Consider the following 16,133-nt stretch of genomic DNA (forward strand, 5'->3'; position numbering starts at 1 on the left):
TGTCCTGCTCCCGAATGACAGGACATCAGCTGCCTGGGATTGGCTGCTGTGAAATAAAACTGCGCCTCACCTTATGAAAATAGCCCTGCTGTCCGATGTGCATGCCAACCTGCGTGCGCTGGAGGCCTGCCTTGCCCACGCTGCAGAGCAGGGCGCCGGCCGTCTGGCCATACTGGGAGACCTGGTGGGCTATGGCGCGCAGCCGGCCGAGGTGGTGCAACGGATTCGCGACCTGGCTGGGGAGGGCGCCGTCGTGCTCAGGGGCAACCATGACCAGCACACCGTGACACCGCCCGTACAGGCCCGCTCGCTCGACCAGAGCGGCGCAGCCTGGACGCACGAACGGCTGGACAAGGATGCGCTGGACTTCCTGGAGAGACTGCCACTGACGGCCACCATTGGCACCGCGCTGCTGGTACACGCCAGTGCCGACTCGCCGGGGCGCTGGCACTATGTGGACAACGAACGCCGCGCGGAGGCCAGCCTTGATGCTGCATCGCTCGATCCGGACGTGCGCTATGTGTTTTGCGGTCACGTACACCAGCAGACGCTGTATTTCCACGGTGCGGGGCAGGGGCTGATGCGCTTTCAGCCTACCCCGGGCGTGCTCATTCCGGTGCCGGCGCACCGTTACTGGCTCGCCACCGTGGGTTCGGTGGGCCAGCCGCGCGACGGCAATACCAAAGCCATGTATGCACTGTTTGACCCGGAGCTGGCCGAGCTGACTTTCCACCGCGTGGCTTATGACCACCTGGCTGCCGCAGCCGATGTGCGCGCTGCCGGCCTGCCCGCATACTTTGCGCAGCGGCTGGAGGCGGGCCTGTGAGGTTGATGGCACCCGGCACCGTGGTAGATGGATTTGTGGTTGGCGAATGCCTGCATGCCGGCGGCATGGCGCACATCTACCAGGTGGGGTATGCCGACGCAACGCACGCCGTACCTTTTCCGTTGGTGATGAAGGTGCCGCGCATGACGCCCGGCGACGGCGCGGAAAACATTGTGGGTTTTGAGGTCGAGCTGCAGCTGCTTTCCGTGCTGACCGGGCCGCATGTGCCGCGGCTGGTGGCTGCGGGAGACCTCGAAAAACTGCCCTACCTGGTGATGGAATACATCCCCGGCCGCACCCTGCAACAACTGCTGGACGAGGCCGCAGCGCCGCTGCCCGCGGAAGAAATTGCCCGGCTGGGTGTGGCAGTGGCCCAGGCGGTGCACAGCCTGCATCTGCAGGATGCCTGCCACCTGGACCTGAAACCGGCGAACGTGCTGATACGCCCCGGTGGCAATGCCGTGCTGCTCGACTTCGGTTTATCCTGCCATGCGCATTACCCGGACCTGCTGGCCGAAGAGCTGCGCCCCGCCGTTGGTTCCCCCACCTGGATGGCGCCCGAACAGGTGGTGGGCGTGCGTGGCGATCCGCGCAGCGACATCTTTGCCATCGGCGTGATGTTGTACGAACTGGCCACACGGGCGCTGCCTTTTGGCAGCCCGCAGACCCGCGGCGGCCTGCGGCAGCGCCTGTGGATGGACCCGGTGCCGCCGCGCACGCTGCGGCCCGACCTGCCCGAATGGCTGCAGGAAGTGATCCTGCACTGCCTGCAGAACGAAGCTGACCGGCGTTATGCGTCGGCTGCACACCTGGCGCTGGATCTCTCTGACCCAGCGCAGATCGCCGTGACGAGGCTGGGCCAGCGCCTGCAACCCACGGGCTTCTGGATGCATTTCAAGCGGTGGTTGCGCGCAGCGGGCAAAGATTACCAACCCAGCCCGCTGCCTTCCCGGCAAATTGATGCGGCGCCCATCATCCTGGTGGCCGTGCCTTGCCTGGACGTGAGCGACGCCACGCTGTATTCATTGCGGCGCGCCGTGATGCGGGTGCTGGGCACGACACCACGCGCACGGCTGGCCTGCGTGACGGTGATTGATCCTGCGGCAACCCCGGGCCACGACACTCAGACGAGTGAAACCACCGTGCACCGGCGCTACCTGGGCATGCTTCGCCAGTGGGCTCAGCCTTTGCACCTGAGCAGCCAGACGGTGTCTTTCCACGTCATCGAATCGGGCGATGTTGCGCAGGCACTGCTGCACTATGCCCAGGGCAATCATGTCAGCATGATCGTGATGGGCGCTGCGACGCATGGCCTGCAGATGCAGCGCCTGCTGGCGACGGTGCCGATCAAGGTCGCCATGGCGGCGCCCTGTACGGTGATTCTGGTGAAGCAGGAGTTGCCGTTTGACCAGCTGGGGAATGAGGCGGATCCACCGACGCTCGCCGGCATCAACACGCCAATGGTTTAAGCGGAAAGCCACCCCATCCCTTTGTGGACGAGCGCAAGGCGCTATATAAAACGTAGCAAATTAAAAAATTGAAAATGGTCCGTTCACGAGCCGGCCATGAGCCGGTGTACCAGGTCGGCCGTGGTGGACGCCTTGTACTTTCGCATCAGGCGGGCGCGGTAAATTTCGACGGTGCGGTGGCTGATCACCAGCGCGCGGCCGATTTCCTTGGAGGTCATGCCGTCCATCAGGTGCGCGGCCACTTCACGTTCACGCGCGGTGAGCTCGGCCGTGACGGGGCGGCGCGAACTCAGGTCCTCGAAAGTCCAGATGCCGGCTTCGTGCGGTGCGCTGCGGTTGAGTGCCCGCCCCGTGACGTGGCACCAGAAGGTTTCACCTTTGTTGCGGCCGTCCACGCGCTTCATGATGCGGTCGTCGGAATACAGGCCCTTGGCGTTCAGGATGGGAATCATGCGTGCGCCTATGCGCTCGTACTCGTCCGCACTGGGATAAAGAATCATGAATGACTGGCCGGCGAGCTGTTCGCGCGTGGCGCCAAACATCTCGCACAAATGCTGGTTGCAGTCCACAATGGAGCGGTTGCGGGACAGCACCAGTCCCACCGGTGCCAGATCGAATGCGAGTTGGTAATCGACTTCCACAGTACTTACCTTTACGGAAAACTACCTAACTTGATAAGTAGTATCGTAATGGATTGCTGATGGCACCTGCCAGCGTCACGACACAAGGAGATTATTTGTGAAAAAACTTTTCCCTTCCGCCGCAGAAGCCCTCAAGGGCGTCGTCAAGGACGGCCAGCTGATGGCCGTTGGCGGTTTCGGCCTGTGCGGTATCCCCGAGGCGCTGATCGAAGCCCTGCGCGACAGCCAGGTGAAGAACCTCACCGTGATTTCCAACAACGCCGGTGTTGACGGCTTCGGCCTGGGCAAGCTGCTGGAAACGCGGCAGATCAAAAAAATGATTTCGAGCTACGTCGGCGAGAACAAGGAGTTTGAGCGCCAGTACCTGGCGGGCGAGCTGGAGCTGGACTTCACGCCGCAAGGCACGCTGGCAGAAAAGCTGCGCGCAGGCGGTGCCGGCATTCCGGCCTTCTTCACCAAGACCGGCGTGGGCACGCAAGTGGCAGACGGCAAGGAGCTGCGCGAGTTTGACGGCGAGACCTATGTGATGGAACGTTCACTGGTGCCTGATGTGTCGCTGGTCAAGGCGCACACGGCCGACAAGTCCGGCAACCTGCGCTTTAACCTCACGGCCCGCAATTTCAACCCGGCCGCCGCAATGGCCGGCAAGATTTGCATTGTCGAGGTGGAGAAGATCGTTGAGGTCGGCGAGCTGGCGCCGGACGACATCCATCTGCCCGGTATTTATGTGCATCGCATTGTGCTCAATGCGAACCCCGAAAAGCGCATCGAAAAGCGAACCATCACCGAGAAAGCGGGAGTTTGATATGCCCTGGACCCAAGACCAAATGGCGGCACGCGCCGCCCAGGAACTCGAAGACGGTTTCTATGTGAACCTCGGCATCGGCATCCCGACGCTGGTGGCCAACTTCACGGGTGACAAGGAAGTGTGGCTGCAGTCGGAAAACGGCATGCTGGGCATTGGCCCGTTTCCGACCGAAGACCAGGTGGACGCCGACCTGATCAACGCCGGCAAACAGACCGTGACGACGATCAAGGGCTCATCCATCTTTGGCAGCCATGAAAGCTTCGCGATGATTCGCGGCGGCAAGATCAATTTGTCGATTCTGGGCGCCATGCAGGTCAGCGAAAAAGGCGACCTTGCCAACTGGATGATCCCGGGCAAGATGGTCAAGGGCATGGGCGGCGCGATGGACCTGGTGGCCGGCGTCAAGCGCGTGATCGTCCTGATGGAGCACGTTGCCAAAAAGAAAGACGGCACCGAAGACATGAAGATACTGCCGAAATGCACGCTGCCGTTGACGGGCGTGGGCGTGGTGGACCGCATCATCACAGACCTCGCCGTGATGGACGTGGTGCCCGAAGGCCTCAAGCTGGTGGAGCTTGCACCCGGCGTCACCCGCGAGGTCTTGCAGGCCAAGACGGGTGTCCAGCTGATTTGATCTGCAGCCGGGCGGTGGTTTTGCACTGCCGCCCGGCAACTTTCAGCGTGCGGCTAACGGCTGCACAGGGTTGCGGAAGACCTGCACCAGGCCCAGCAGGATCGCCAGCATGCCCGCCAGGCTCCAGGGCGCCAGGCGGTTGCCCAGCACCAGGTAGTCGAGGGCAGCCGTGCCTGCAGGCACCAGATAGAACAGGCTGGTGACGTTGACCAGATTGCTCGCGTGAATCAGGCGGTACAGCAGCAGTGTGGCTACCACCGACATGACAACCCCCATCCACACCAGTGCCACCCAGAAGCCGGTGCCCAGATCAACAGACATCGGCTGAAACGGCGCAAAGAGCAGGCACAGCAACAGGCTGCAGGCCAGCTGCAGCGGCAGCACTTCGCGCGGCGCTTGCCTGACTGACTTTTGCAGGATGGCGCCCACTGTCATGCAAGCCAAAGCGCCAAAAGCAAACAGCATCCCGGTGGTGGTGAAGTGCGCACGCGCAATGCTTTCATACACCACCAGCACCAGTCCGCCCAGGGCCAGGCCAAGGCCTGCCAGCCGCCGCCGCGAAAAGGCCTGGCGCTCCGTCAGTGCCAGCGTCAGGATGGGCTGCACGCCCAGCACGGTGGCCAGTACGCCGGGCGTGAGGCCGTGGTCCAGCGCCAGCAAATGGCAGATGGAATAGCTGCCGATCATCAAAAGCCCCGTCAGCGCGACGCGCAGGCGCGTGCCGGGCGCCGGCAGCCAACGCCGTCTGGCCAACCCGAGTGCCAGCAGAATGCTGAGCGCAAGGGCAAACCGTAAACCCAGAAAGGCGAAAGGGCTGGCGTGCTGCAGCCCGAGTTTGGAGAAAAGCGCGCCGCTGCTCCAGATCAGGACGAAAAGGGAAGTCGGGCCGAAGGTGGCCCAGGCCGTGTTTTTTGAAATCATGAAATTACCTGCCGAAAAGAGGACAAGCTCCAGCGAGCGCACGTGGCGCGGCTGCGCCAGTGGCTGAATCAAACGAGGCTGGAGAGCTGGACCGGCTGGAACTCAGCCGGGAACGCGCGCGGCCGGCGGGTAAGCGCCGGAAGCGACCACGTTGCGCGGAGGTGCGGCAGGTGGGGGAGCGGTAAAGCCGCTTGTCAGGCGCATGTCATCGGCCAGCAGGGCTGGCGCAGTGGCATGGCTTGAAAAAGGCGTGTACATGGGCAGACTATACCCGGCGAAACGGGTGCGGGAGCGATGGCTTCATGAAGGGACGCCGCGCGGGGTTCAGGACGCGGCTTTTTTACCACGCTTGCTGCGCGTGGCCGAGGGTGACTGGGTGGCCTGGGCGGCCGGTTTTGCGGCAGCTTTGCGCTTCGTTGCGGGTGGTGTTTGCAGCAGCTCGTCTTTTGCGAGGTTTTCAATCATCGCCAGCAGCACCGCGCGCGTGGTTTTGATGTCTTCGGGTGCAATGCCTTCGATGCTGACGTTGTTGGTTTCTTCGGCCAAAGGCACCAGCAGCTTCTTGAGCGCCCGGCCTTTGTCGCTCAGGTGCACGTACATATTTTTCTTGTTGGTGGGCAGCTGCTTGCGCACGATGTAGCCCAGCGACTCCATGGCCTTCATCGCAATGAACGTGGTGGGTTCCATCACGCCTGCGCGCGCGCTGAGCTCCTTTTGCGTCAGCCCGTCCGACTCCCAGAGAATGCGCAGGAAGGTCCAGTGACCAAAGGGAACACCATGCTCTGCCAGCCGCACCTGCAGCGCGCGGTGAAAGGCCCGTGAGGCATCACGGATCAGGTGCGCGAGGCGGTCATTGGGAACGGCTTCACGCCAGTGCCGGATGATGTTTTGGGTGTCGTTGGTCATGAACCGGCATTGTGACGCACTTGATACCCCGGCTGGCAATCCCGCCCGGTGCGGGCAGACTCCAGCAGCGCCAGGCACACCGCCGTGGTGGCCCGGGCCCATTCACCGCTGTGAACCGGTGAGTCGCCGTTCACCACTGCGGCAAAGAGCTCGTCGATCACCTCCTGGCGCGGAACCGGCGGGGCTGGAAGGGGTTCGAAGGTTTTTTCGCCGTCAGCGTAGATGGCGATGCCTGCCGGACCGGGGCGAAGATCCGCTTTTTCGCAGCTGACAATGAACTGGCCGAAGTGCTGGTGCTGCAGGCCTTGCGGCAGGGCGGTGCCGGCCATGTACAGGCTGCCGCCGTAGTTGCGCGCCGCTTTCAGCGCGGCTTCTTCAGCGGGGGTGGACGCAACCTGCAGCCGTTTGCGGGCGGCGCCATAGTCATTCGGGTTTTTGGCCTGGCCCATTTCGCCGATGTTGCCCAGCAGCTCATCCGAGTCATAGTGACCATAGCCACTGTAGGTGGCAGAGGCGAACGCACCGCCTTCAAATTCGATCAATGCGCTGTAGGCGCCTTCAGTGGGGCGAGCGGTATCCCAGGCGCCGCTGTGGGCCCGCACGCTGCGCACCAGCCCGCCGCCCAGCAACCGGACGATGTCCATCTGGTGCGTGGCCTGGCTGTGGATCACGCCACCACCGGCTGCCGTGTCGAGTTCCTCCGGCCTGCGCGGCCGGTAGAGGAAGTCGGTGTAGTTCATGGCGTGAATCATCTTCACCGCGCCGCAGCGGCCGCTGTCGATGAGTTCGCGCGTGCGCCGTATCGGCGTGTTGAAGCTGTGACTGTGGCCGACGATGAGGTGAACGCCTGCGCTGCGGGCCGCTTCAATCATGCTGGTGCATTCGTCAACCGTCAGGGCCATCGGCTTTTCCACCAGCACATGTTTACCGAAGGAGGCGGCGAGGCGCACGTGCTCCGCATGGAACTGGTGGGGCGATGCGATGTAGAGCACTTCCACGGCCGGATTGGCGCACAGCGCTTCGATGGATTCGTAGCTGGGCGCGCCGAAATCTTTTTCAAACTGCGCCCGGGCCTGGGCAATCGGGTCGGTCGCGCCCACCAGCGTGACGCGGCTGTCATGCACAAAGGTGGGCAGCATGAGCGTGAACGCCCGTCCCAGGCCCACCACGCCCATCTTCAGTGTGCGGTTTGTCATAAGTCCAGTACCAGTTCAGGCGATTTTGCCCGCGAGACGCAGACCATGATGTGGTCAGCCTTTTCCTCGTCGGTCAGCACCATGTCGCGGTGCTCGGCCTCGCCTGCCAGCAGGCGGGTCTTGCAGGTGCCGCAGGTGCCGCTTTCGCAAGAGCTGGCCACGCGCAGGCCCGTGGCGCGCAAGGCCTCCAGAATGGTTTGTTCTGCACTAACCTCGACGCTCTTCCCGCTCTTTTGAAGCCGCACGGTAAAGGGCGTGTTATCGGCATACACCGTGGCGTCGACGCCGAAGCTTTCAAAATGCACCGAACCCGAAGGCCAGTGGCCCGACATGTCGGCCACGCTGTCCATCAGGCCTTTGGGGCCGCAGCAGTAAATGTGCGCGGCGGTGGGCTTTTCAAACACCGGCCACAGGTCCAGCGCCTGGTCGATGTCGCCGTTGTCGTGGTGAATCTGCACCTGGCCAGCAAACTCGGATTGCAGCTCGTGGATGAACGCCGTGCTGCCCGCATCGCGCGTGCAGTAGTAGAGCTTGAAGCTGGTGTTCGTGCGCTTGAGGTGGCGCATCATCGATAGCACCGGCGTGATGCCGATACCGCCCGCCACGAAGATCGACTCAGCGGCGTGGCTTGCCAGTTCGAAGTTATTGCGCGGCGCGCTGACTGGCAGCAACTGCCCCGCTTGCACGTCGTCCGCCATGCTGATGGATCCGCCACGGCCGCGCTCATCACGCTTGACAGCGATCTGCCAGGAGCCGTTGTCAGCCGGGTCGCTGCACAGGGAATAGTTGCGCCGCACGCCGCTCGGCACTTCAACCGTCAGGTGCGAGCCGGGCGTGAAGGCGGGCAGGGGCGCGCCGTCCGGATGACGCAACTCGAACAGGTAAATGCCTTGTGCAACCGCTTCCTTCCTGATCACCCGCAGGTTAAAAAAATCCGGCTCAATGGCGGCCGCGGCAGGGCTGCCTGCTGCGACGCTAGGGTTAACGCTCATCGTTGTCTCCGCACGGTTGTTGACAAATATCAAAAGTCCGATATTCTTAGTGTGCTAAGAATAATCTGCTTGCCCCGGATTTGCAAGCTGCTTTTTGATTGCATGCGAGCCCATGAATTAGCAACCGATGTGAAGGATATTTGCGATGTTGACCGCTGAAGAAAATGACCTGTTGTGCCGCGTGGAGGGTCAGGCTCCCATGGGCCAGTTGATGCGCCGTCACTGGACACCGGTCTGCCTGATCGAAGAAGTCAGTGAGCCTGACGGCACGCCGGTCAAGGCACGGGTGTTTGGGGAAGACCTGGTGGTGTTTCGCGACACCAAAGGCCGGGTCGGCGTGATGGACGAATACTGCCCGCACCGTCGTGTGTCGTTGGTGTTTGGCCGCAACGAAGATTGCGGCCTGCGCTGCCTCTATCACGGCTGGAAGATGGACGTGGAGGGTAATGTGCTGGAGATGGTTTCAGAACCCGCCGCCAGCGGCATGGCGCAAAAGGTCAAGCACCTGGCTTATCCGGTGAAGGAGTGGGGCGGTTTTGTCTGGGCTTACATGGGGCCGAAAGAGACGCAACCTGATTTTGTGCCACCGGCTTGGGCCCCCACCGCCGACACGAGGGTGACGATTGCCAAGGCACTGATTCCCTGCAACTGGGCGCAAATCCTGGAAGGCGCGATCGACTCGGCCCACAGCTCCAGCCTGCATTCTTCAGACATGGTGCCGGCGCGCGTGGAAGGCGCGGAGGCCACGGATACCAACTGGCTGCGGCCCTCTACCGACAAGGCGCCGCGCATGCAGGTGGAGCGCGGTGCTTACGGTTTCCGTTATGCGGCCATACGCCGCCCCATCAAGAACGCGGCAACCAACGACTACATTCGCTCGACGGTGTTTGTGGCGCCCGCCACCGCACTGATCCCGCCCAACAACCTGTACAACGTCGCCAACATCAACGTGCCGATGGACGACACCAACACCGCGTTCTATTTCATTGCGTGGGGCCATCCGTCGCAGACGCCCGACACCGGCACCTGGCGCAAATTCCTTGGCCAGCAGCTGGGCGCCGACCTGGACGACAAATACCAGCCACTGCGCAATCGTGCCAACCACTTCTGGCAGGACCGCGAAGCCATGAAAGCCGGTAACTTCACCGGTATCACCGGTTTCCCCAATCAGGACATCGCCATGTGGGTGACCATGGGCCCGATTGCCGACAGAACGCATGAACGTCTGGGCGCCAGCGACATGGCGGTGGTGGAGTTTCGCAGGCAGATGCTGGAGGCGGTGAGCGCGTTCCAGGCGGGGGAAGCCGCCATCGGCACAGGCGAGCTCCGTATTCCGCCCAGTGTGGTCGCTTTTCAGGCTATTGTTCCGAAAACGACGGACTGGCGTGCCTACCAGGCGTCCTATGTGTGGGATTCCCGCGAGCCAGCGCTGGAACCGTCCTATTCCACCTAGGGCGCCACATAGGGCATTTTTTCTGCCTCTGTGCTTCTTTTCCGCCATGACACTTTAAAAAATCATCAGGAGACATTTCATGAAACAGCGCCGTCATCTTCTTCATCTTCTAGGGGCCAGCGCCATCCTGGCAGCCGGCACTCTGCTGCCGATGTTTGCCGCCGCCCAGGGTGCCTACCCCAATCGCCCCATCAAGTTCGTGGTGCCCTACGCGGCCGGCGGCCTGCCCGACACCGTGGCCCGCATTTTTGCGCAGCGGCTGGGCGACAAGCTCGGCCAGTCAGTGGTGGTTGACAACCGTCCGGGTGCCAATGGCGTCGTGGCCGCGCAGGCGCTGGCCACCGCCCCGAAAGACGGCTACACCTTCCTGGTAACGGACGGCTCGATGTTCTCCATCAATCCCGCCATCTACAAAAGCCTGGGTTACGACTTCAAACGCGATTTCATGCCCGTGTCGCTCGCGGCTCGCGCGCCGCTGTACCTGGCGGTTCATCCCAAAGTACAGGTCAATACATTTCAGGAGTTCATCGCGCTCGCCAAGGCCAAACCGGGAACCTTGAACTACGGCTCTTCGGGCATTGGCAGCACGCACCACCTGACCATGGAGGCGCTGAAGGCATCGCTCGGCCTGCAAATCACGCATGTGCCGTTCAAGGGCACGGGCCAGTCGGTTCCGGCGCTGATCGGTGGACAGGTCGACGTGTTGTTCTCGGCGCTGCCGTCCCTGGCCGGTTTTGTGAAAGGCGGGCAGGTCAAGCTGCTGGCCAACAATGCGGCCCAGCGCTCCAGCCAGGAGCCCAATGTGCCGGCGATTGCGGAAACCATTCCTGGGTTTGACTTCGCGCCCATCGTGGGCGTGCTGGCCGCTACGGGCACGCCGGCGAGTGCGATAGAGCGCATCAGCGCCGAGATGGCCCAGATCGCCAGGATGCCGGAAGTCATCACCACGCTGAACAACGCCGGCATCGAGCCCATCGGTAGCAGCCCTGCCGACTACAACAAGGCCATCCTCGGTGAAAACGAACGCCTGGCCAAGGCCATCGTGGCCTCCGGCATCAAGCCGGAATAAGGAGCCGCCCACAAAACCCTCCTGGCGTTGTTGCGCCGCCTTGCCGTGCTGTAGCACTGTCTGCGGCGACGCGCCTAGCCAGGACCGCTCCGCTGGGTTTTGTGAACGTCTCTAAACCTTCAATCCATCAAATCTCTCAAGGAACACACTGCGACATGTCAAAACTGAAACTGACTTTCGGCTGCTGGAACTATGACCGCACCCGCGCCTTGATGGACGGGAGCGTGCAGCCCGATGGCATCGACCTGAACTACCTCAACATGCCGGTGGAGGAAACCTTCTTTCGCATGCTCAGGCACAAGGAATTTGATGCGGCTGAAATGTCGCTCTCGTCGTACACCGTGTCCCTGTTCAACGAGTCGCGGCCGTTTGTGGCGATTCCGGTGTTTCCCTCGCGATTTTTCCGCCATTCCTGCATCTACGTGAATGCCAGGTCCGGCATTCGCGAGGCGAAGGACTTGATAGGCAAGCGCGTCGGCAACCCCGAGTACCAGATGACGGCGCCGGTGTGGATACGCGGTATCCTGTCCGACCACTACGGCGTGCCTGTTGACAGCGTGACCTACTTCACCGGCGGCGAAGAAGAACCCGGCCGATCCGAAAAGATCAAGCTGGATTTGCCGCCCAACATCAAGGTCGAGCGCATTGGGCCCGGGCAGACATTGGCGCAGATGCTGCTCGACGGCGAGATCGACGCGCTTTACACCGCGCGCATGCCTTCGAGCTTTTTGAAGGGGGGCGGCAAGGTCAAGCGCCTTTTTGAAGACTACGAACAGGTCGAACGCAATTACTTCAAGGAAACGAAAATATTCCCCATCATGCATACGGTGGCGATTCGCCGCGACGTGTATGAAGCCAACCGCTGGGTGGCACGCTCGCTGATGAAAGCGCTGGAGGAGTCCCAGCGGCGCACTTACGAAGACCTGTACGAAACAGCGGCGCTTAAGGTCATGCTGCCCTGGCTGACTTCGCACGTCGAGCAGGTCAAGCGTGAGATGGGCGAAGACTTCTGGCCTTACGGGTTTGAGAAGAATGAAGCCACGCTGCAGACCTTTTTACGGTACTCGTTTGAGCAGGGCCTTTCAAAGCGGTTGCTCACGCCGCAGGAGCTCTTTGCCCCCGAGTCACTGGAAGCTTTCAAGATCTGACATGGTGATGAATGCTCCTGTTTTGATAGCTGCTTGCGCCCGTCTTATAAGGGCTGAATGCCGATTTGATGCTTGATCTGGATGTCTGATACCTTTTTCGGTTACCTGCTGGCCAGCGCTGCGCTGTTGCTTTTCACGGTCTCCATCCTCGTTACCAAGGTGGCGTCCAGCCGCCTGGAGCTTGGCCTGGGCTTCCTCATCGCGGCTTCCTCCAACGTGGTGTTTTCCGCATTGGCCACGCTGGTGCAGATGGGCCTGCGCACGGATGGCTTGCGGTGGAACGCGCAGGCGTTCTGGCTTTTTGCCGCTGCTGGCGCGTTTGCCACTTACCTGGGGCGCTGGTTTTTTTACGAATCCGTGGTGCGTTTTGGACCGGCCAAGGCCAGTGTTTTCCAGATCAGCAGCCCGCTGTTCACCGCACTGATGGCCTGGCTGCTGCTGGGTGAGCGCCTGAGCTTGCTGGTGGCGCTGGGCATGGTCATGACGATTGGCGGCCTGATGCTGGTCAGCTACAAGCCCGGATTTTTTTCACGCCGCGGTTCCACGCCAGCGCTGGCGCCCGACGGAGGCCCCGCACCCGCAGCCACGCGGCCCACGGCGCTTCAGCGGGCGTTGCAGTCCGCCTTTTTGTTGGGCATGGGTAGCTCGCTGGCGTATGCGATCGGCAATGTGCTCAGGGGGTCAGCTGTGCGCAGCTGGAATGAACCCGTCGTGGGCGCGCTGATAGGCGCCGCCAGCGGCCTGGCGCTGCTCCTGGTTTTCAGCGCCGACAAGGGTGCGATGGCGGCCCGCCTGCGCTCAGCCAGCCGCAGTGGCATGGCGCTCTACGCCCTGATCGGCGTGACCACCATTTCAGCGCAGATGTGCGTGATCGGCGCCATGCGCTACATCCCGCTGTCCGTTGCCACGCTGGTGACGTTGTGCACGCCGGTCCTGGTGTTTCCGCTCAGCCATCTGCTGTTCAAGGACCAGGACGCCATCAAGGCCACCACGCTGGCGGGCAGTGGCTTGACTTTGCTCGGTATCGTGATCATCGTGATGCGTTAACGCACCGACCCTGACCCGGAAACTCAATACCGCAGTGCCAAAAAGGCACCCAGCCGGCACAGCCCCGATGATTGGGGTACGCGGTTACGAAGGAACTCAAGGCACAGATATCCTGGAAGGCTCCGAAGCAGTTATGCCGGTCCCTAAGGTCGGCCCCCTGTGCGCCGGCAATCAGCGGGCTTCAAGGCCTTCAAAGCACGTGCTCAGCACCAGGGCGACAATTTCATCGTCGGTGTACAGCTCTCCCATTTTCAAAAATTCCAGCACGGGATCGCAGGCGCGGGCATACAGGGTATACAGCACCGCAATGGGCGGGAGCTTGGGGTTGAGGGCTCCTTTTGCCTGCGCCGCCTCAATCCAGGCTCCCAGCCGGTCACTCACGTCCATGAGCCCGTCCATGTAGTCCTTGTTGGCGATCAGCGCGGTGCGCAGGCTGGAGTTCTGGCTGGGTAGCGAGGGCATTTCACCCGCCAGCTTCAGGCCCATGGTCCAAGCCACCACTTTGCGCAGCTTGTCCACGGCGGACAACTCGGGCTGCAAGTCGTCCAGAAAGGCCTGCGCCCGGCGCATGACGGACACCATGGCCGCCGCGGCGAGGTCTTCCTTGCTGGGGAAGTGCTTGTAAAGGCTGGCTTTGGCAATGCCCACGTCGGCCGCCACTTCGTCCACCGTCATGGCTTCAAACCCTTTTTCAGCCAGCAAACGGTTCACCGACTGGATGATGGCGTCTTCACGCGCCAGCAGCATTTGTGCCTTGAAGGAGGCCTTGGGGGGGAGGGGGCTCGTCATGCTGTGATTTTAGCCAGTTTAGTTTGAAAAAAGAATTATGAGGAAATATTAATACTGAATAGTTTTAATAAATACTGAGTAGTATATAATTGACCTGAGCAATTCAAGGAGTGCGGGTGTCAATCAAAGTAGCCATCGTCGGTTCGGGTATTTCAGGCTTGGCGGCCGCCCACGCCCTCAGGGGCAAGGCAGACATCACGCTGCTGGAGGCGGGCGCCTGGTTTGGCGGGCATACCCACACCGTCGACGTGACGCTTCCCACACCGCGCGGTGAGGTCACCCATGGGGTGGATACAGGATTTCTGGTCCTTAACGAGCGCACTTACCCGCAACTGATCAAGCTCCTGGCGGAGCTGGACGTGGCAAGCGTCAAGTCAGAGATGTCGTTTTCGGTGCAGACCGACGATTTTGCCAACGGCCGCGCCATGGAATGGAGCGGCTCCAGCCTGAACACCGTGTTTGCGCAACGCGGCAATCTGGCCAACCCGCGCTTTTGGGGCATGCTACGCGACCTGCTGCGCTTTAACGCCCTGACCAGTCGCATGGCCCAAAGCGGAACCGATGCGCAACTGGGCCAACCCCTCGGAAAGTTCCTGGACGAGCACGGCTTCGGTGCCGCGTTTTGCGACTGGTACTTCCTGCCCATGATGGCCTGCATCTGGAGCTGCCCCACCGCGCAGATGCTGCAGTTCCCGGTGTCGACCATGGTGCGCTTTTGCCACAACCACGGCTTGCTGCAAATCACCAACCGCCCCCAGTGGTGGACCGTGCAGGGCGGTGCCAGGCGCTATGTCGAAAAAATCATCGAGGGCATTGCGGACAAGCGGCTGAACACCCCGGTGCGCCGTATCGAACACGTTGGCAACACGCCGGACGGCAAAGCCAGCGTGCGCATTCACACCGACGCGGGCGCCGAGCTGTTTGACAAGGTCATCATCGCCACCCACTCCGACCAGGCCCTGCGCATGCTGACCGCGCCGACGGCGCAGGAGCGTGAAACCCTGGGAGCCATTCACTACCAGTCCAACAAGGCCGTGTTGCACACGGATGCCTCCGCCCTGCCGACGCGCAGGGCCGCATGGGCGGCCTGGAACTACGAGCGTGCAGGCGGAGCCGAACAGGAGGGCGCGCGGGTGTGCCTGCACTACCTGATCAACCGCCTGCAGCCTCTGCCCTGGGAGCAGCCGGTGGTCGTATCCCTGAACCCGGTGCGCCCCATCGCACAGGAAAAAATCATCGGCGAGTACGACTACGCCCACCCGGTGTTCGACCTAGCCGCCGTGGCGGCGCAGACCCGCATGCCGGCGCTGCAGGGCAAAAACCATCGCTACTTTGCGGGCGCGTGGATGGGCTACGGTTTTCATGAAGACGGCCTCAAGGCCGGGCTGGCTGCCGCCGCGCAGCTGTTGGCGGACGCATGAGCCAGCCCGTGCCGCTCATCGGTTTCGGCCAGGTGCGCCACACCCGCCTGCGCCCGCGGCGCCACGCGTTTGTTTACCCCACGTACTTCCTGATGCTGCCGCTGCGCAGCCTGCAAAAGCAGGCGCCGCAACCGGGCCAGTGGCGCATCAATCGCGGGGGCGCGCTGAGCTTTTTCGAGGCCGACCACGGCGACGGGCGCGCGCCGGAGCAGGGCGGCGCCATCGCCTGGCTGGACGAAGTGTTGCGGCGCGAGGGCATCCATGACGCGACCGGCGAGGCCTGGCTGCACACCTATCCGCGCGTGCTGGGCTACACCTTCAAGCCGGTGAGCTTCTGGTATTGCCACCGCGCGGCGGGCGACCACGAGGGCGGTCTGCGTGCCATCGTGGTGGAAGTCAACAACACCTTCGGCGAGCGTCACTGCTATGTGCTGGACGCCCCGCGCTATGGCGTGGAGCAGCGCGCGGACAAGGTGTTTCACGTCTCCCCCTTCAACCCGGTGCAGGGCCACTACCGCTTTCGCTTCATGCGCAGCGAACACGGCGAACAGGACGGACAGGCGCGTACGGTGGCCCGCGTGGATTTCTACGACGAAGTCGTCGCCGACGCCGCCGTGCTGCAGACCAGCGTGAGCGGCACGCTGCAGGCCATCACGCCCGCCGTCCTGCGCGGCGCCCTGTGGCGCTATCCCGCGATGACGCTGGGCGTGGTGCTGCACATCCACGTCCAGGCGTTGCGCCTGTGGCTGAAAAAAGTGCCTTTCTTTCGCAAACCCTCGCCGCCGCAAAGCCTTGTCTCGCGCTAGAGGCGCA

At 62.4% G+C, this 16,133-nt stretch carries 17 protein-coding genes; 10 read left to right on the forward strand and 7 right to left on the reverse strand.

Annotation, left to right across the window (positions count from 1 at the left end; genetic code table 11):
- The first annotated feature begins 73 nt into the window (after positions 1 to 73).
- Together AC1DY9_RS01970 and AC1DY9_RS01975 are read left to right on the forward strand one after the other, a co-directional pair.
- On the forward strand, positions 74 to 826 hold the full coding sequence (locus tag AC1DY9_RS01970; protein ID WP_457280175.1) for a metallophosphoesterase family protein: 753 nt from the start codon (positions 74 to 76) through the stop codon (positions 824 to 826).
- Positions 823 to 2,295, forward strand: a complete 1,473-nt coding sequence (locus AC1DY9_RS01975; protein ID WP_477665668.1) for a protein kinase domain-containing protein — start codon at positions 823 to 825, stop codon at positions 2,293 to 2,295. The genes AC1DY9_RS01970 and AC1DY9_RS01975 overlap by 4 nt, the downstream gene beginning before the upstream one ends.
- 83 nt (positions 2,296 to 2,378) lie before the next feature.
- Here the strand turns inward: AC1DY9_RS01975 and AC1DY9_RS01980 are convergent, their stop codons facing one another.
- The gene (locus tag AC1DY9_RS01980) at positions 2,379 to 2,936 is read right to left on the reverse strand and encodes a helix-turn-helix transcriptional regulator (protein ID WP_457280177.1); all 558 of its coding nucleotides are present in this window, start codon (positions 2,934 to 2,936) and stop codon (positions 2,379 to 2,381) included.
- Between the two features lie 97 nt (positions 2,937 to 3,033).
- Between AC1DY9_RS01980 and AC1DY9_RS01985 the strand changes: the two genes are divergently transcribed.
- Both AC1DY9_RS01985 and AC1DY9_RS01990 read left to right on the forward strand, forming a co-directional pair.
- Positions 3,034 to 3,741, forward strand: coding sequence for a CoA transferase subunit A (locus AC1DY9_RS01985; RefSeq protein WP_457280178.1), 708 nt, complete (start codon positions 3,034 to 3,036; stop codon positions 3,739 to 3,741).
- 1 nt (position 3,742) lies between these two features.
- Complete coding sequence (locus AC1DY9_RS01990) at positions 3,743 to 4,378, forward strand: 3-oxoacid CoA-transferase subunit B (protein WP_457280179.1); 636 nt, start codon at positions 3,743 to 3,745, stop codon at positions 4,376 to 4,378.
- Positions 4,379 to 4,420: 42 nt separating this feature from the next.
- Here the strand turns inward: AC1DY9_RS01990 and AC1DY9_RS01995 are convergent, their stop codons facing one another.
- The 5 genes from AC1DY9_RS01995 to AC1DY9_RS02015 form a co-directional block, all read right to left on the reverse strand.
- Positions 4,421 to 5,299 carry a DMT family transporter gene (locus AC1DY9_RS01995; protein ID WP_457280180.1) on the reverse strand — a complete coding sequence of 293 codons (879 nt, stop codon included), beginning with the start codon at positions 5,297 to 5,299 and terminating at the stop codon, positions 4,421 to 4,423.
- A 102-nt stretch (positions 5,300 to 5,401) separates the two neighbouring features.
- Positions 5,402 to 5,557, reverse strand: a complete 156-nt coding sequence (locus tag AC1DY9_RS02000; RefSeq protein ID WP_477665669.1) for a hypothetical protein — start codon at positions 5,555 to 5,557, stop codon at positions 5,402 to 5,404.
- A 66-nt stretch (positions 5,558 to 5,623) separates the two neighbouring features.
- Positions 5,624 to 6,205 (reverse strand): MarR family winged helix-turn-helix transcriptional regulator, encoded by a 582-nt coding sequence (locus AC1DY9_RS02005; RefSeq protein WP_457280182.1) that lies wholly within the window; start codon positions 6,203 to 6,205, stop codon positions 5,624 to 5,626.
- A complete protein-coding gene (locus AC1DY9_RS02010; RefSeq protein WP_457280183.1) occupies positions 6,202 to 7,401 on the reverse strand; it encodes a Gfo/Idh/MocA family protein in 1,200 nt (399 codons plus the stop codon). The genes AC1DY9_RS02005 and AC1DY9_RS02010 overlap by 4 nt, the downstream gene beginning before the upstream one ends.
- Positions 7,398 to 8,393 carry a PDR/VanB family oxidoreductase gene (locus AC1DY9_RS02015; protein ID WP_477665670.1) on the reverse strand — a complete coding sequence of 332 codons (996 nt, stop codon included), beginning with the start codon at positions 8,391 to 8,393 and terminating at the stop codon, positions 7,398 to 7,400. The genes AC1DY9_RS02010 and AC1DY9_RS02015 overlap by 4 nt, the downstream gene beginning before the upstream one ends.
- Positions 8,394 to 8,538: 145 nt before the next feature.
- Here AC1DY9_RS02015 and AC1DY9_RS02020 point away from each other — a divergent pair, with 145 nt between their 5' ends.
- From AC1DY9_RS02020 to AC1DY9_RS02035, 4 genes are all read left to right on the forward strand, one after another.
- Positions 8,539 to 9,846 carry a Rieske 2Fe-2S domain-containing protein gene (locus AC1DY9_RS02020; protein ID WP_477665671.1) on the forward strand — a complete coding sequence of 436 codons (1,308 nt, stop codon included), beginning with the start codon at positions 8,539 to 8,541 and terminating at the stop codon, positions 9,844 to 9,846.
- Between the two features lie 79 nt (positions 9,847 to 9,925).
- A complete protein-coding gene (locus tag AC1DY9_RS02025; RefSeq protein ID WP_477665672.1) occupies positions 9,926 to 10,915 on the forward strand; it encodes a Bug family tripartite tricarboxylate transporter substrate binding protein in 990 nt (329 codons plus the stop codon).
- 155 nt (positions 10,916 to 11,070) lie between these two features.
- Positions 11,071 to 12,063 carry a substrate-binding domain-containing protein gene (locus tag AC1DY9_RS02030; RefSeq protein ID WP_477665673.1) on the forward strand — a complete coding sequence of 331 codons (993 nt, stop codon included), beginning with the start codon at positions 11,071 to 11,073 and terminating at the stop codon, positions 12,061 to 12,063.
- Between the two features lie 81 nt (positions 12,064 to 12,144).
- Positions 12,145 to 13,110, forward strand: a complete 966-nt coding sequence (locus AC1DY9_RS02035; protein WP_477665674.1) for an EamA family transporter — start codon at positions 12,145 to 12,147, stop codon at positions 13,108 to 13,110.
- A 171-nt stretch (positions 13,111 to 13,281) separates the two neighbouring features.
- On the opposite strand, the gene AC1DY9_RS02040 is transcribed toward AC1DY9_RS02035, so the two are convergent.
- Positions 13,282 to 13,899 carry a TetR/AcrR family transcriptional regulator gene (locus tag AC1DY9_RS02040; protein ID WP_477665675.1) on the reverse strand — a complete coding sequence of 206 codons (618 nt, stop codon included), beginning with the start codon at positions 13,897 to 13,899 and terminating at the stop codon, positions 13,282 to 13,284.
- 122 nt (positions 13,900 to 14,021) lie between these two features.
- Here AC1DY9_RS02040 and AC1DY9_RS02045 point away from each other — a divergent pair, with 122 nt between their 5' ends.
- Both AC1DY9_RS02045 and AC1DY9_RS02050 read left to right on the forward strand, forming a co-directional pair.
- A complete protein-coding gene (locus tag AC1DY9_RS02045; RefSeq protein WP_477666028.1) occupies positions 14,022 to 15,320 on the forward strand; it encodes an NAD(P)/FAD-dependent oxidoreductase in 1,299 nt (432 codons plus the stop codon).
- Entirely contained in the window at positions 15,317 to 16,126 is an 810-nt protein-coding gene (locus AC1DY9_RS02050) for a DUF1365 domain-containing protein (protein ID WP_457280190.1), read from the forward strand. The genes AC1DY9_RS02045 and AC1DY9_RS02050 overlap by 4 nt, the downstream gene beginning before the upstream one ends.
- Positions 16,127 to 16,133 lie beyond the last annotated feature (7 nt).

This window comes from Polaromonas sp. P1_F6, from assembly GCF_056405695.1.

Bases quoted from the DNA above. Each gene is read 5' to 3' on its own strand.
- AC1DY9_RS02010 (WP_457280183.1), bottom strand. From the start codon at position 7,401: ATGACAAACCGCACACTGAAGATGGGCGTGGTGGGCCTGGGACGGGCG.
- AC1DY9_RS02040 (WP_477665675.1), bottom strand. From the start codon at position 13,899: ATGACGAGCCCCCTCCCCCCCAAGGCCTCCTTCAAGGCACAAATGCTG.
- AC1DY9_RS01990 (WP_457280179.1), top strand. From the start codon at position 3,743: ATGCCCTGGACCCAAGACCAAATGGCGGCACGCGCCGCCCAGGAACTC.
- AC1DY9_RS02035 (WP_477665674.1), top strand. From the start codon at position 12,145: ATGTCTGATACCTTTTTCGGTTACCTGCTGGCCAGCGCTGCGCTGTTG.
- AC1DY9_RS01995 (WP_457280180.1), bottom strand. From the start codon at position 5,299: ATGATTTCAAAAAACACGGCCTGGGCCACCTTCGGCCCGACTTCCCTT.
- AC1DY9_RS01970 (WP_457280175.1), top strand. From the start codon at position 74: ATGAAAATAGCCCTGCTGTCCGATGTGCATGCCAACCTGCGTGCGCTG.
- AC1DY9_RS02050 (WP_457280190.1), top strand. From the start codon at position 15,317: ATGAGCCAGCCCGTGCCGCTCATCGGTTTCGGCCAGGTGCGCCACACC.
- AC1DY9_RS02005 (WP_457280182.1), bottom strand. From the start codon at position 6,205: ATGACCAACGACACCCAAAACATCATCCGGCACTGGCGTGAAGCCGTT.
- AC1DY9_RS02000 (WP_477665669.1), bottom strand. From the start codon at position 5,557: ATGTACACGCCTTTTTCAAGCCATGCCACTGCGCCAGCCCTGCTGGCC.
- AC1DY9_RS02030 (WP_477665673.1), top strand. From the start codon at position 11,071: ATGTCAAAACTGAAACTGACTTTCGGCTGCTGGAACTATGACCGCACC.
- AC1DY9_RS02025 (WP_477665672.1), top strand. From the start codon at position 9,926: ATGAAACAGCGCCGTCATCTTCTTCATCTTCTAGGGGCCAGCGCCATC.
- AC1DY9_RS02015 (WP_477665670.1), bottom strand. From the start codon at position 8,393: ATGAGCGTTAACCCTAGCGTCGCAGCAGGCAGCCCTGCCGCGGCCGCC.
- AC1DY9_RS02020 (WP_477665671.1), top strand. From the start codon at position 8,539: ATGTTGACCGCTGAAGAAAATGACCTGTTGTGCCGCGTGGAGGGTCAG.